The sequence below is a fragment of the Microvirga splendida genome, assembly GCF_016427565.1.
Taxonomy (GTDB): domain Bacteria; phylum Pseudomonadota; class Alphaproteobacteria; order Rhizobiales; family Beijerinckiaceae; genus Microvirga; species Microvirga splendida.
Genome location: NZ_JAELXT010000002.1, coordinates 362,407 through 376,749 on the forward strand (window position 1 = coordinate 362,407; position 14,343 = coordinate 376,749).

Here is a 14,343-nt window from a genome sequence, read left to right on the forward strand (position 1 = left end):
GACAAGCCCGGGCATGACGCATTTTGAAGTTTAGTCCCGGCAGAGCATGGACTTCGCAATGGCGAAGATCCGCTCGGTGCCGATGAGATGCGCGGTGAAGCCGTTGGCGAAGAGCGGCTTGAAGGCGGCATCGCAGGCGTTCAAGCCGCCCGCATAGGCGCCCAGCGCCGGCATCACGCATCGGCTCCCATCGGTGAGAAAGCAGCGCCGCCGCGTGGAGCGCCCCCGCATCACCACCTTGCCCACCGGGTGCAGATGGCCGGCGATCTCAGCCTGCTCGCCGGCCACGGGCTCGTGGCGCAGGGTCAGCGAACCGAGCGCCATCTCCTCCACCACCTGCCCGCCGATGCTGTCGGGGAGAATCCGGTCGTGATTGCCCGTCACCCAGATCCAGTCGCGGCCCTGCTGCACCTCAGCAAGCGTCGTGCGCTCCTCCCCGCCGAGTCGGTCCGGTCCGCCGATGTCGTGGAAGCTGTCGCCCAGCGCGATGACGGTCTTCGGGTTGAAGCGGAACACCGCGTCGGAGAGCGCCAGAAGCGTCTCGCGGGTGTCGTAGGGCGGCAGCATCATGCCGCGCCGGGCGAAGGACGAGCCCTTCTCGAAATGCAGGTCGGCCACGAGCAGCGCATCGTGGGCCGGAAGGTACATCGCCCCCGTCAGGTCGAGCAGCGCCGGCTGGCCCTTCAGCCCGATCTCGTGTGTTGTCTCTTTGTTCTTTCGCAATGCCGTCACGCCAAAGCCTCGTCGAGAAGCGCCGCTTCCGCCTCGGCCAGAATCTCGTCCGCGTTGTCGCTATAGACGCGCTCGCGGCCGATCTCCAGCATGACGGACACGCTTAGGGGAGAAACCCGGTCGAGCGGCTTGTGGATGATTCGCCCCCGGATGCGCTCAAGCATCATGCCGAGGCGCCTCACGTCGAGGAGTCCCGTTGCCGCATCCGCCCTGGCGGCGCGCAACAGAACGTGATCGGGCTCGTGCTTGCGCAGCACGTCATAGACGAGATCGGTGGAAATCGTCACCTGCCGCCCGGTCTTCTTCTCCCCCGGGAACCGGCGCTCGATGAGACCCGCGATCACCGCGCATTGGCGGAAAGTGCGCTTCATGAGGGAGGATTCCGCGAGCCAATCCTCGAGGTCGTCTCCCAGCATGTCCTCGGAGAACAGTTCGTCCATGAAGCCGGGATCGCGTGCGGCGCGGCCTGCGATGTCGCCCGAGGCATAGACCGCGATGCCGTAATCGTTGGCGACGAACCCAAGGGGTTTAAGCTTGGCGCGCTCCAGGCGTCGGGTGAGCAGCATGCCGAGCGTCTGGTGCGCAAGCCTGCCCTCGAACGGAAAGCAGGTCATGTAGAAGCGATTGCCGCGCGGAAACGTCTCGACGAGCAAATCCCGCGGCCCCGGCACGATGGAGCGGCGCCGCTGCTGCACCAGCCATTCGGTCATCTGCGGCGGCAGGCGGTCCCACTCGAACGGATCGGCCAGGATTTCCCGCACACGCGCCGCAAGAAACGTGGACAGCGGAAACTTGCCGCCCTCGTAGGACGGGATCATCGGATCGGTGCCGGCGCCCGCGCGGGTCGCCAGCACCTCGTCCTCGGAGATGCCCTCGAAGCGCAGCACCTCGCCGGCGAACAGAAACGTGTCGCCCGGCGTGAGCGTCTCGGCGAAGTACTCCTCGATCTCGCCCAAGATTCTTCCGCGCGGCAGCACAGTACCGGGGCGCGAGCGCATGGACTTGCCGAGCCGCACCTTGATCATGCTCGACTCGACGATGGTGCCGACATTGAGCCGGTATTGCTGCGCCACCCTGGCATCGCGCACGCGCCACAAACCGTCATTGCCCCGCACGATCTTGGCGAAGCGCTCATAGGCACGAAGCGCGTAACCTCCCGTCGCGACGAAAGCCACGCACGCCTCGAAATTCTCCCACGTCAGCCCCGCATAGGGTGCGGCGGAGCGCACCTCCTCGTACAGGTCCTCGAGGCCGAACGGCCCGGCGCAGGCCATGCCGAGAATGTGCTGGCACAGCACGTCCAATGCGCCGATGCGCGCATCCGGCGTGTCCTGGGCGGCCTCGTGCACGGCATCGAGCGCAGCGCGGCATTCGAGAATCTCGAAGCGGTTGGCCGGCACGAGATAGGCCTCGGACGGCTCGTCCATGCGATGGTTCGAGCGGCCGATGCGCTGCATGATGCGGGACGCCCCCTTCGGCGCGCCCACATTCACCACGAGATCCACATCGCCCCAGTCGATGCCGAGATCCAGCGTCGCCGTGCACACCACCGCCTTCAATTTTCCAGCCGCCATTGCCTCCTCGACGCGCCGGCGCTGCGCCACGTCGAGGGAGCCGTGGTGGAGCGCGATGGCGAGATTGTCGTCGTTGAGCTTCCACAGCTCCTGGAACGTGTATTCCGCTTGCAGGCGCGTGTTGACGAACACGAGCGTCGTCTTGTGCGTGCGGATGAGACCGTAGATCGCCGGCATCGACAGCGAGGCCGTGTGGCCGGCAAGCGGCAGGCGCTCGTCGAGGTCGAGCATGCGGATGTCCGGCTGCGCGCCGCCCTGCACCACGACGAGGTCGGCGAGCGCCTCCTTACCCTCCCCTTGAGGGGGAGGGTCAGCCGTCAGGCTGGGGTGGGGTGGCAGCGCGACATTCGCAGATGTGGAGTTTCCCACCCCCTCCCGCACCTCCGGTGCGACCTCCCCCCTCAAGGGGGAGGTGTTCGCGGCGCGCTGCGGCGCCAGATAGCGCCGCAGGTCGTCCGGCTCGCGCACCGTCGCCGACAGCCCGACCGCTGTCGCCTGCGGGGCGATGGTCATCAGCCTTGCCAAGCCCAGCGACAGCAGGTCGCCGCGCTTCGAGGTGACGAGCGAGTGCAGCTCGTCCAGCACTACCCGGCGCAGATTTTGGAAGAACTCCTGCGCCTCCGCATGGGCCAGAAGCAGCGCCAGCTGCTCGGGCGTGGTGAGCAGAATGTCCGGCGGGCGCTCGATCTGGCGGGCGCGCTTGTGCGAGGGCGTATCGCCCGTGCGAGTCTCGATGCGGATTGGAAGCGCCATCTCGGCCACCGGAACTTCCAGGTTGCGGGCGACATCGGTGGCGAGCGCCTTCAGGGGCGAGATGTAGAGCGTGTGGAGCCCGCGCCTGTCCTGGGCCGTGCCCCGGCCCGGCCCCCGCTCGGCCAGCTCCACGAGGCTCGGCAGGAACCCGGCCAGCGTCTTGCCCGCCCCCGTGGGCGCCACGAGCAGCACGGAGCGCCCTTCGCGCGCCTTGGCGAGCAGGTCCAGCTGGTGCGCCCTCGGCTTCCAGCCACGGCTCTTGAACCAGTCACGGAAAGTTTTGGGAAGAAGGGTGGCGGAGGCTTGAGACATGAATCCTCAAGATAGGGCCCCTGGAATGGTTCCGCTATGGCCGGGCACACTCCCTTGTCATTCCCGGCCGCAGCGCAGCGGAGGGGAAGGGAATCTACTCACCCGTGCTGAACCATGGATCCCCTTCCCTCGCCTGCGGCTCGCCGGGGATGACAACGGCGGCACAGCCTCAGAACATGTGAACGCCTTCCGATGGCCGCTTGCCATCCGGCCCGGGATCGCCTCAGCTCAACCCACGCCAACCACGACACAGAGAAGACGAAACCCCATGCCGCACGTCACCCAGTTCCAGAACGCCGTCGCCGTCGTCACCGGAGGCACGCAAGGGGTCGGCGAGGCCATCGCCCGCACGCTCGCCGAACGGGGCGCCAAGGGCATCGTCATCTGCGGCCGCAACGAGGAGCGCGGGCATGCGGTGGCCCGCGAGATCTCCAACCAGGGCTGCCACACGGAGTTCGTGCGCGCCGATCTCGAAAGCGTCGAGGAGGCACGCCAGGTCGTGGCGCGGGCCGACAGCGTCTTCGGGCGGGTCGACGTGCTGGTGAACGCCGCCGGCATCACCGACCGGGGGACCATCTTCGACACCACCCCGGAACTCTTCGACCGCATGTTCGCGGTCAATGTGCGCGCGCCGTTCTTCCTGATGCAGGAGGCCGCGAAGATCATGCGGCGGGAAAAGATCGAGGGCACGATGGTCAACATCCTGTCCATGTCGGCCCATGGCGGCCAGCCCTTCATCTCGGCCTATTGCGGCTCGAAGGGCGCGCTCGCCACGCTGACCAAGAACGCCGCCTTCAGCCTGATGCCGTGGCGCATCCGCGTGAACGGCCTCAACATCGGCTGGATGAACACGCCCGGCGAGGACCGGATCATGAAGACCTATCACGGGGCGCAGGACGGCTGGCTGGAAAAGGCAGCCGCCGAACAGCCCTTCGGCCGCCTCCTGGACCCGCGGGAAGTGGCCCGCGCCGTGGCGTTCCTGACATCACCCGAGTCCGGCATGATGACCGGCTCGATCATCGACTTCGACCAGTCGGTGCTGGGCTGCTACGAGAGCGCACCGCATCCCTCGACGCCGGCGCAATGAGCTACCGCTGCATCACGCACAAAAACCCGGGAACCGGCACGCCGCGATCCTCCCGGGTCGACACCGGCTCGAAGAGCACGATGGTGAAACCCACCGCCTCGGCAAGTTCGCGCACATAACTCTCGCTGTGAGCATAGCGCGCATCCGCGCCGAGGATGAAGCCCTCGCCTTCATGGGCCTGAACCGTGAAGGCGAGGAGCCCTTCGCGCTTCAGAACTCGGTGCGCCTCGCGGAACGCCGCATCGAGCGCCGCCATGTAGACGAACACGTCGGCCGCCACCACGAGATCGGCCTCGGCGGTTGCGCGGCCCTGCAGGAACGCGACGAGCTCGCCCTTATGCAGGGCATCGTAGAGCGTCGTCTTCTCCGCCTTCTCCAGCATGCCGGGAGACAAGTCCACGCCTTCGATGGACGTGCACAGCCCGGCGAGCGCCTGGGCCATCAGCCCAGTGCCGCAGCCCAGATCGAGGGTGAGGCCGAAGCGGTGCTCCCGATCCCGCTCGGAGCAGGCGCGGCGTAAGGCGCCAGCGATCAGCTCCGGCCCACGATAGGCAAGGCTTCCGGTCAGGTGCCGGTCGAATTTCGGCGCGTAATCGTCGAAGAGCGCCCGCACATAGCCTTCCGTGATGGCCTCACCGGGCGGCAATGCGCCGAGCTTGGCGAGGTCGAGGCGCACGCCCAGCTCGTCGGCAGCCTCCAGGGCGAGCGCCCGGCGCAAGGCGCCTACCGCTTCCTCCCGCTGACCCTGCTCGGCCAGCGAACGTCCCAGCATGGCATGGGCGGGGGCAAAATCCGGCGCCAGCTCCAGCACCTGCCGGGCGAGATCGGCCGCAGCCTCGAAATCGCGCTCGTCGAAGGCGGCGCGGGCATATTCGTAACGGCGGTCGGCGCGAAAATCGCCGGTGGATCGGGCGGTGGAGGCTGGCGGCATGGCTTTTGGATGCGGGAGAGCGGAGAGGCTGTCAATGGCGGGCAGCAGGCGCCCATACATGCACTTCCCCGCGCCTCGTAGGAAGAGAGCGCCGCTCCTGTCTTCCCTGCCCCGTCATCCCGGACGGCAAAAGCCGATCCGGGATCGCGTGCAGGATCGGACGCGGGTGTCCCTCCCCCCTCTGCGGGGGAGGGTGGCGAGCGGAGCGAGCCGGGAGAGGGGACGTCCGGTCGAGCACGGCCCCTCTCCCGACCTGCTGCGCAGGCCACCCTCTCCCGCTAAAGGGGAGAGGGAAGGTGGCGCATGTTCTCATTTTGTTCTTGACAGCTGCCTTAAGCTCGGCTATATCGTTGTGCATTCCCGCCCTTCGAGGGGCGCGCTCGCGAGGCGTCGCAGGAGTGGGGTGGGAAGCGGTCCCGCCGCAGGTCTCGCACACCTGTGATCGCGGGTGGCCGATCCTGGCTCCGACCAGGTCCGCTGAAACAAACCGCGCGTGACGAGCAGTCTGGCTCTCACCTTCCACACAACCATCGAGCCGGGCTGCACGAAGCGCCACCCTCGATCACCCTGACGGCTCGCAGCACCCGCTGCGGGCCACAAGGTGCTGGTTCGGCGTTATCCCTCGGCCTGACATCGACAAGCCGGACCCTATATTCCCAACCATGGCGCTGCGTTCCACCGACATCCTCACCCAGACCCCGCAAGGGCTCTACTGCCCCCTTGGCGACTTCCACATCGATCCGGTCCGGCCCGTGGAGCGGGCCCTGATCACCCACGGCCATTCGGACCATGCGCGCTCGGGCCACCGCTCCGTCATGGCGACCCGGGAGACCCTGCGGATCATGGGGGTGCGCTATGGCGAGGACTTCGCCGGCTCGACCCAGGAGGCCCCCTTGCGCGAGAGCATCCGCATCGGCGACGTGACCGTGCGGTTTTCGCCGGCCGGCCATGTGCTGGGCTCGGCGCAGATTGCCATCGAGGCCGGCGGCACCCGCATCGTCGTGTCGGGCGACTACAAGCGCGCCGAGGATCCGACCTGCCTGCCCTACGAGGTCGTGCCCTGCGACGTGTTCATCACCGAGGCGACCTTCGGCCTGCCCGTGTTCCGCCATCCCGACACCCGGGGCGAGGTGCGCAAGCTCCTCGATTCCGCAGCCCTCTTTCCCGAACGCGCCCATATCGTCGGGGCCTATGCGCTCGGCAAGGCGCAGCGGGTCATGGCGCTGCTCCGCGAGGAGGGCTACGAAAAGCCCATCTATCTCCACGGCGCCATGGAGCGCCTGACCGAGCTCTACAAAGCCGAGAGCATTCCCTTGGGCGAAACCCCGAAGGTCGTGGCTGCAGAGCGCTCGAAGCTCGCCGGCGCCATCGTGATCTGCCCGCCCTCCTCGATCCAGGACCTCTGGTCCCGGCGCTTTCCCGATCCCGTCACCTGCTTCGCCTCCGGCTGGATGCGGGTGCGGGGGCGGGCCCGGCAGAAGGGCGTCGAGCTGCCGCTCGTGATCTCCGACCATTCCGATTGGGACGATCTGTGCCGCACGATCCAGGAGACCGGCGCCGGCGAGGTCTGGGTCACGCATGGGCAGGAGGATGCCCTGGTCCATTGGTGCACCACCCACGGCATCCGGGCGCGGCCCCTGCACATGCTGGGCTATGGCGACGAGGGCGAGGCGGAGGAGGCTGCCCACCCTCCCCTTGAGGGGGAGGGTCGCGAGCATCGCGAGCGGGGTGGGGTGGAAACACCAACCTCGGAAAGCGACGGCGCCGATCACCCCACCTCGGCTCTTCGAGCCGATCCTCCCCCTCAAGGGGAGGATATGGCATGAACCGCTTCGCCGCCCTCCTCGACCGCCTGGGTTACGAGCCGCGCCGCAACGCGAAGCTGCGGCTGCTCACGGACTATTTTCGCCATACGCCCGATCCCGATCGCGGCTATGCGCTCGCGGCCATGACCGGCGCGCTGATGTTCAAGGAGGCCAAGCCCGGCCTGATCCGGGGCCTGGTTGAAGAGCGGACCGACCCGGAGCTGTTCCGGATGTCCTATCACTATGTGGGCGACCTCGCGGAGACCGTGGCCCTGATCTGGCCCGCTCCGGGGCATGATGCAGCGGCGAAAGTAGACGGCACGCCCACTATCGGCCACAACAACCCGCCGCCCCATGTGCCGACCCTCACCGAGGTGATCGAGACGCTGGCGACCACGAGCAAGAGCGACCTGCCGGCCCGAGTGGCCGGGTGGATGGATGCGCTGGACGAAACCGGGCGCTGGGCGCTGATCAAACTGATCACCCGGGAGCTGCGGGTCGGCGTTTCGGCGCGGCTCGCCAAGACGGCCGTTGCCCAACTCGGGCAGATCGAGCCGGACGAGGTCGAGCTGGTCTGGCACGGGCTGGAGGCTCCTTATGAGGATCTCTTCGCCTGGGTCGAAGGCCGCGGGCCAAAGCCCGAATCCGGCAACCCCGCGCCGTTCCGCCCGTCCATGCTCTCGCATCCGCTGGAGGACGAGGACTTCGCGAAGCTCGAGGCGTCCGAGTTCCTGGCCGAATGGAAATGGGACGGCATCCGCCTCCAGGCCGCCTCCGGTCACGGCAGCGACGGCCGCCCGGTGCGGCGCATCTATTCCCGCACCGGCGAGGACGTGTCGCGCGCCTTTCCCGACCTCGTGGACGCGCTCGACTTCGAGGGCGCCATCGACGGCGAGTTGCTGGTCGTGCGCGAGGGCCGGGTGCAGAGCTTCAACGTGCTCCAGCAGCGGCTGAACCGGAAGGCCGTGACCCCGAAGCTCATCGCGGAATTCCCCGCTCACCTGCGCGTCTACGACATCCTGTTCGAGGGCGAGGAGGACCTGCGCTCCCTGCCCTTCGCGGAACGGCGGCGGCGCCTGGAGGCGCTGGTCGCCCGGCTCGACGATCCGCGCATCGACCTCTCGCCCATGGTGCCGTTCACAACCTGGGAGGATCTCGCCGCCGCCCGCGCCGATCCGGCCTCGGTCGGGGCCGGGCCCGATGCGGATGCCATCGAGGGCTGCATGGTGAAGCGGGCGAACAGCCCCTATCTCCCCGGCCGCCCGAAGGGCTACTGGTACAAGTGGAAGCGCGATCCGTATCTCGTGGACGCCGTGATGATGTACGGCCAGCGCGGCCACGGGAAGCGCTCATCCTTCTATTCCGACTACACCTTCGGCGTCTGGCGCGACGGGCCCGGCGGCGAGGAGCTGGTGCCGGTGGGCAAGGCCTATCACGGCTTCACCGACGAGGAGCTGGTGAAGCTCGACCGCTTTGTCCGCAACCACACGGTCAAACGCTTCGGCCCGGTGCGCGAGGTGGAATACGGCAAGGACAAGGGGCTCGTGCTGGAGGTCGCCTTCGAGGGGCTGCAGCGCTCGACCCGGCACAAATCCGGCGTCGCCATGCGTTTCCCCCGCATCAACCGCATCCGCTGGGACAAGCCTGCGGCGGAAGCCGACCGGATCGAGACCTTGGAGAAAATCCTGGAGCGGGGCGAAAAGGAGGTTCATCCGTTGAAGGAGGACCAAGCCGAGCGGCCAGGGAAGAAGCGGAAGGAGGCGTGACGATGCTCGACGTGGAAACCCTCTCGGAAGCGAGCGTGACCCAGCAGGTGAACGGCCGGCTCGTGGTGGAAACCGACGGCCAGGGCTTCATCGAGATCACCGAGGCCCTGTCGCGCTGGGTGTTCGGCACCGGGGTCCTGAACGGCCTGCTGACGGTGTTCTGCCGCCACACCTCGGCCTCGCTGCTGATCCAGGAGAATGCCGACCCGGACGTTCGCCAGGACCTCATGGCGGCCCTCGACCGGCTGGCCCCACGCGATGCCGGCTACGTTCACGCAACGGAAGGGCCGGACGACATGCCGGCCCATATCAGGACCATGCTGTCCGAGGTGTCGCTCAGCATTCCCGTGGTGGACGGCCAGATGGTGCTCGGCACCTGGCAGGGGGTCTACCTCGTCGAGCACCGGGATCGGCCGCACACCCGCGACCTGATCGTCCATCTGATCGGGGCGTAATCCACATGATTGCATGTGACGCCTCCGTAGTTTCCCTTAGAATAGCGGAGAATGGCGTTTGCCGCCTTGCCATATCCTCAAGGATGCGGCTAAGGCACAAGGCAAGCGTCTCGTGGGAGTAGGCACACGTGCAAAGTCAGTCCACCACGATCATCATTGCCGACGACCATCCGCTGTTTCGCGGCGCGCTGAGGCAGTCCGTCGCCTCCATCATGCCCCAGGCCCGGGTGATGGAAGCGAGCGGCATGGATGACCTGAACGCCACCCTCTCGCAGGAACGCGACGTCGACCTGATCCTGCTCGACCTGACCATGCCGGGCGTCCAGGGCTTTTCCGGCCTGATGTCGCTGAGGGCGCAGTATCCCGAGTTGCCCGTCGTGATCGTGTCCGCAACGGAAGAGCCGACCGTGATCCGCCGGGCCATGGATTTCGGCGCCTCCGGCTTCATCCCGAAATCAATCGACATCGACAGCATCGGCGGCGCGATCCAGGCGGTGCTGGCCGGCGACACCTGGACCCCGCCGGACGTGGACCTCTCGGCGACGGAGGATGCGGAGACCGCCGATCTCGTGCGCCGTCTCGGCACCCTGACCCCGCAGCAGGTGCGCGTGCTGACCATGCTGTCAGAGGGCCTGCTCAACAAGCAGATCGCCTACGAGCTCGGCGTCTCCGAGGCCACCGTGAAGGCCCACGTCTCGGCGATCCTCGACAAGCTCGGGGTCGACAGCCGCACCCAGGCGGTCATCGCCGCCTCCAAGATCGGCGTGACCCAGCGCCCCTCCCAGGCGGGCGTGGATTAAAGACCCTCGATAAAGGCATCGATCCGCGACAGCGCCTGCTCGGCGAGCGCGCTGTCGAAGCGAATGAACACGTGGGCACCGCCCGGCCAGACCGCGAGGTCGGCCTTGTTGCCCGCCGCCACCCAGCGGGACGCCATGAACAGCGTGTCGTCCAGAAGCAGGTCGCGGGTGCCCACCGAGAACAGCGCAGGCGGCAGGCCCTTCAGATCCGCATAGAGCGGCGACACCGCAGGATCGCGCCGGTCGAGATCCGGGCCGCAGAAATTGTCCGCGAAAATCTTGACCCCGGGAGTATTCAGGATGAGCGGCTCGTCGCCCCAATTGGCCGCACTCGGGGTCAGGCTGACGTCGTAGCAGCCGGCGAAGAGGTTGGCGCCCCTGAACGGGGTGAGCCCATGCTTGTCACGAAGGCGCAGCAAGGTCAGGGCCGAGAGATGGGCTCCGGCCGACTCGCCGCCGATGAACAGGCGCGAGGTGCCGAACCGGCTCTCCGCCTCGCGGATCAGCCAGAGGGCCGCCGCCTCGCAATCGTCGGGACCGGCCGGAAATGGATGCTCGGGCGCCAGCCGGTATTCGACGGACACCACCGCGAGCCCGCACCTGTCGGCCAGCCGGTCGAGCCAGGGGTCCTGCTCGTCGGCGGTGCCGATGGTCCATCCGCCGCCATGGAGGTGGAGATAGGCGCCCCGCGGGTTCTCCGGGGCGATGATGCGTAAGGTAAGCGGCCCGCCCGGTCCGTCGATGGTGATGAGCTTGGCCTTGCTGCTCAGGGGCATGAGCGGGAAGGCCCCAAGGCCCTTGCGCCGGTTCTCCCGGATCAGGGCGGGAGGCGCCTCCCAATAGCGTCCAAGCTTCGAGAGCTTGGCCACGATCTCGGCATTCTGGGCACGGATCTCCTCACTGACGGCGGAGGGATCGAAGAGGGCGGGGTCGATCATGCGGAACTCGGGTTGGGTTGCGTTCGTCGCCGGCCCCTGCGATGAAGCACACGCAAAGCTCAAGGTCCATTACGCTTTCTGACGAGATGAGTGCATGTCCAACCTGAACCGTTTTCTCGGCGGCTCCCCCGGCTCGGTGCTGGCGAAGCTGATCTTCCTGTCGCTCCTCGTCGGCGCCTTCCTGGCCTTCCTCGACATCACGCCCCTCGGGCTGATCGAGGGCTTGTTCAACTGGATCGCCTCGGTTCTCGATCTCAGCTTCGAGACCGTGCAGGAGGTCGGCCTCTGGATCCTGTATGGCGCCGTCATCGTGGTCCCGCTCTGGCTGATCTCCCGCCTGTTCGGCAGCCGGCGCTGAGACCCGCCATGGACGGCTCACCGAGCACGCAGCGGCTGGACATCTCCCATTACCGCATCCTGGCGCTCGCGCTGCCGATGACCCTGTCGCATGTGACGACGCCCCTCTTGGGGCTCGTCGACGCGACGGTGATCGGCCGCTTGGGCGAGGCGCATCTTCTGGGCGCGGTGGCGCTCGGCGCCGTCATCTTCGACTTCGTGTTCTGGAGCTTCGGGTCGCTGCGCATGGCCACAGCCGGCCTCACGGCCCAAGCGACGGGCGCCGGCAACCGGCACGAGGTCGATGTGACGCTCGCCCGTGCCTTTCTGGTGGCGGCAGCCACCGGTCTCGTGCTGATCCTGCTGCAATGGCCCATAGCGGCCTTCGCGTTTTCCATGGCGGGTGCCAGCGAGGCGGTGACCGAGGCGCTCTCGACCTATTTCTTCATCCGCATCTGGTCCGCCCCCTTCACCCTGGCGAACTACGTCATCCTGGGCTCCACCCTGGGACGCGGCCGCACGGATCTCGGCCTGTTCCTGCAGGTGGCGATCAACGTCATCAACATCCTGCTCACCATGGCGCTGGTGCTGGGTCTCGACCTCGGCATCGCAGGCGCGGCCATCGGCACGGCGCTGGCGGAGGTGCTGGGCGTGGGCCTGGGCATCGTCGTGCTGCGGCGTCTCGGATCGAACCCGTTCGCCGTCACATGGCCCGAGGTGCTGAACCGGGCCGCGATGGTGCAGACGCTCGCCATGAACCGGGACATCATGATCCGCAACGTGGCGCTGATCCTCGCGTTCTCGATCTTCAGCGCGCTCGGAGCCCGCTCCGGCGACGTGACGCTCGCGGCGAATGCGGTGCTCTACAACATGTTCCTGATCGGCGGCTATTTCCTCGACGGCTTCGCCACCGCGGCCGAGACCCTGTGCGGCCAGAGCATCGGCGCCCGCGACGAGCGCAGCTTCCGCCGCGCCACCCGCTTGAGCCTGGTCTGGAGCCTCGGCTTCGGCCTTGCCGTCTCGGCGCTCTTCCTGATCGGCGGCGGGCCGTTCATCGACTTCGTGTCGACCAATCCGGACGTGCGGGCTTATGCACGCGACTATCTCGTCTTCGCAGCCCTGACGCCTCTTGTCGGCGCAGCCGCCTTTGCCTTCGACGGCATCTACACGGGCGCGACCTGGACCCGCTCCATGCGCGACCTGATGGTCGTCGCCTTCGTGGTGTATGCCGGCATCCTTCTCGCCGCCGGCAGCCTCGGCAACACGTCGCTCTGGATCGCGCTGCTCGTTTTCTTGGGCGCGCGAGGCCTTGGGCAGTTCATGCTCTATCCGAGGCTGGCGAGGAAGACCTTCGCCAGCCTCGGCTGAAGACAGAACTCAGAACTCTCCGCGGGCAATCGCGGCAGCGTCGCGTCCGAGCGCCTGCGCCAGCGATGTATTCTCGCTCTCAAGCGTCTTCACCAGACCACTCTTGATGTCGCCGACGAGGCCCGGACCCTTGTAGACCATGGCCGAGTAGAACTGCACGAGGCTGGCGCCCGCGCGGATCTTCGCCCATGCGGTCTCGGAGGAATCCACGCCGCCGACGCCGATGAGCGGGATCTTGCGTTCGACCCGCAGGAAGGACTCGGCCAGAAGCCTCGTGGAGGGAACGAACAGAGGCTTGCCCGAGAGGCCGCCCGTCTCCGAGGCCAGGGCTTTCTCCTGCAAGGTGTCGGGCCGGGCGACGGTCGTATTGGACACCGTGAGCCCCTCGATGCCGCGCTTGAGCACCGTGGCGACGATGGCGTCGAGCGCATCGAGCGAGATGTCCGGCGCGATCTTCAGGAGCACGATCGTCTTATGTCTGCCCTTCTCGACCCTGTCCCGCGCCTCCATGCTGCGAGCGAGAAGATCGTCAAGAAACGCCTCGCCCTGCAGATCGCGCAGGCCCGGCGTGTTGGGCGAGGACACGTTGATGGTCAGGAAGTCGGCAAGCCCGCACAGGCGCTGGATGCACTGGACGTAATCGGCGATGCGATCGGCCGATTCCTTGTTCGCCCCGATATTGACGCCCACGATGCCGGGTCGCCCGCGTCGCTGCGAAAGGCGCCGGCAGGCGACGTCGAGCCCGTCGCTGTTGAGGCCGAAGCGATTGATCACCGCTTCGTCTTTGGCGAGACGGAAGACGCGCGGTCGCGGATTGCCCGCTTGCGGCTTCGGCACGACGCCGCCGAGTTCGACGAAGCCGAACCCGAGACCGAGGAGCTGATCCGGCACCTCGCATTGCTTGTCGAACCCGGCCGCGAGCCCGATGGGATTGGGGAACGACCGGCCGAACACGTCGACCGAAAGACGGGGATCGTCCGCAGGCGCGGGCATCACCGGCATCAGGGAAAGGCCCCTGATCGTCAGCTGATGCGCGGTCTCGGCATCGAGCGCATGCAGCGCCGGCCGCGCAAGGGAGAACAGCGCGCCGATCATGCGTCGAGATCCGGAAACACGTGCTGGCCATCGTCGCCCAAAGGCAGCGGCTTCACCCATCGCACAGCCGATAAAGGCAGGTGAGCGTAGAGATGCGGGAAGAGATCCCCGCCACGCGAAGGCTCATAACGCAAGGCGGGCCCGAGTGAGTCGGCATCGATGGCGATCAGCAGAAGATCGCTTTGACCGGCAAAGTGTCTCATGGCCGTCTCGTGAACCTGTTCGGCGGTTGAGAAGTGGAGGTACCCATCTTGTATGTCGATGGGCGCTCCCGAGAAGAAACCGGCCGCTTCAGCCTCGCGCCAGAGCAATGCCGGGCATATTTTGTAGATAATGTGCATGAAAAACCGATTAGTCGTGCGTCGCTTCAGGAGCAACCCTGATTAGACAT

At 67.0% G+C, this 14,343-nt stretch carries 13 protein-coding genes; 7 read left to right on the plus strand and 6 right to left on the minus strand.

Translation table 11 applies throughout. From position 1 onward, the window contains the following. Positions 1-30 precede the first annotated feature (30 nt). Both pdeM and JAO75_RS03890 read right to left on the minus strand, forming a co-directional pair. The gene (pdeM, locus tag JAO75_RS03885; protein ID WP_199046819.1) at positions 31-732 is read right to left on the minus strand and encodes a ligase-associated DNA damage response endonuclease PdeM; all 702 of its coding nucleotides are present in this window, start codon (positions 730-732) and stop codon (positions 31-33) included. Next, on the minus strand, positions 729-3,371 hold the full coding sequence (locus JAO75_RS03890; protein WP_199046820.1) for a ligase-associated DNA damage response DEXH box helicase: 2,643 nt from the start codon (positions 3,369-3,371) through the stop codon (positions 729-731). The genes pdeM and JAO75_RS03890 overlap by 4 nt, the downstream gene beginning before the upstream one ends. Before the next feature lie 268 nt (positions 3,372-3,639). On the opposite strand from JAO75_RS03890, the gene JAO75_RS03895 reads away from it, so the two are divergent. Next, positions 3,640-4,458, plus strand: a complete 819-nt coding sequence (locus JAO75_RS03895; protein WP_199046821.1) for an SDR family oxidoreductase — start codon at positions 3,640-3,642, stop codon at positions 4,456-4,458. A 1-nt stretch (position 4,459) separates the two neighbouring features. Here JAO75_RS03895 and JAO75_RS03900 read toward each other — a convergent pair whose 3' ends face one another. Further along, entirely contained in the window at positions 4,460-5,449 is a 990-nt protein-coding gene (locus JAO75_RS03900) for a class I SAM-dependent DNA methyltransferase (protein WP_246742344.1), read from the minus strand. 602 nt (positions 5,450-6,051) lie between these two features. Between JAO75_RS03900 and JAO75_RS03905 the strand changes: the two genes are divergently transcribed. The 4 genes from JAO75_RS03905 to JAO75_RS03920 all read left to right on the plus strand — a co-directional run bounded on the left by JAO75_RS03905 (position 6,052) and on the right by JAO75_RS03920 (position 10,215). Next, positions 6,052-7,215 (plus strand): ligase-associated DNA damage response exonuclease, encoded by a 1,164-nt coding sequence (locus JAO75_RS03905; protein ID WP_199046822.1) that lies wholly within the window; start codon positions 6,052-6,054, stop codon positions 7,213-7,215. Then, positions 7,212-8,960, plus strand: a complete 1,749-nt coding sequence (locus tag JAO75_RS03910; protein ID WP_199046823.1) for a cisplatin damage response ATP-dependent DNA ligase — start codon at positions 7,212-7,214, stop codon at positions 8,958-8,960. The genes JAO75_RS03905 and JAO75_RS03910 overlap by 4 nt, the downstream gene beginning before the upstream one ends. Positions 8,961-8,962: 2 nt before the next feature. Then, positions 8,963-9,415: a secondary thiamine-phosphate synthase enzyme YjbQ gene (locus JAO75_RS03915; RefSeq protein ID WP_199046824.1), complete on the plus strand. Its 453-nt coding sequence runs from the start codon at positions 8,963-8,965 to the stop codon at positions 9,413-9,415. Between the two features lie 128 nt (positions 9,416-9,543). Next, entirely contained in the window at positions 9,544-10,215 is a 672-nt protein-coding gene (locus JAO75_RS03920; protein ID WP_199046825.1) for a response regulator, read from the plus strand. On the opposite strand, the gene JAO75_RS03925 is transcribed toward JAO75_RS03920, so the two are convergent. Beyond that, positions 10,212-11,153, minus strand: coding sequence for an alpha/beta hydrolase (locus JAO75_RS03925; protein WP_199046827.1), 942 nt, complete (start codon positions 11,151-11,153; stop codon positions 10,212-10,214). The genes JAO75_RS03920 and JAO75_RS03925 overlap by 4 nt on opposite strands. A 94-nt stretch (positions 11,154-11,247) precedes the next feature. On the opposite strand from JAO75_RS03925, the gene JAO75_RS03930 reads away from it, so the two are divergent. Together JAO75_RS03930 and JAO75_RS03935 are read left to right on the plus strand one after the other, a co-directional pair. After that, entirely contained in the window at positions 11,248-11,511 is a 264-nt protein-coding gene (locus JAO75_RS03930) for a DUF6460 domain-containing protein (RefSeq protein ID WP_199046829.1), read from the plus strand. 8 nt (positions 11,512-11,519) lie between these two features. Beyond that, positions 11,520-12,857 carry an MATE family efflux transporter gene (locus tag JAO75_RS03935; protein ID WP_199046831.1) on the plus strand — a complete coding sequence of 446 codons (1,338 nt, stop codon included), beginning with the start codon at positions 11,520-11,522 and terminating at the stop codon, positions 12,855-12,857. Positions 12,858-12,866: 9 nt separating this feature from the next. On the opposite strand, the gene JAO75_RS03940 is transcribed toward JAO75_RS03935, so the two are convergent. Both JAO75_RS03940 and JAO75_RS03945 read right to left on the minus strand, forming a co-directional pair. After that, entirely contained in the window at positions 12,867-13,952 is a 1,086-nt protein-coding gene (locus JAO75_RS03940; RefSeq protein WP_199046833.1) for a quinone-dependent dihydroorotate dehydrogenase, read from the minus strand. Next, positions 13,949-14,293 (minus strand): DUF952 domain-containing protein, encoded by a 345-nt coding sequence (locus JAO75_RS03945; RefSeq protein WP_199046835.1) that lies wholly within the window; start codon positions 14,291-14,293, stop codon positions 13,949-13,951. The genes JAO75_RS03940 and JAO75_RS03945 overlap by 4 nt, the downstream gene beginning before the upstream one ends. Positions 14,294-14,343 lie beyond the last annotated feature (50 nt).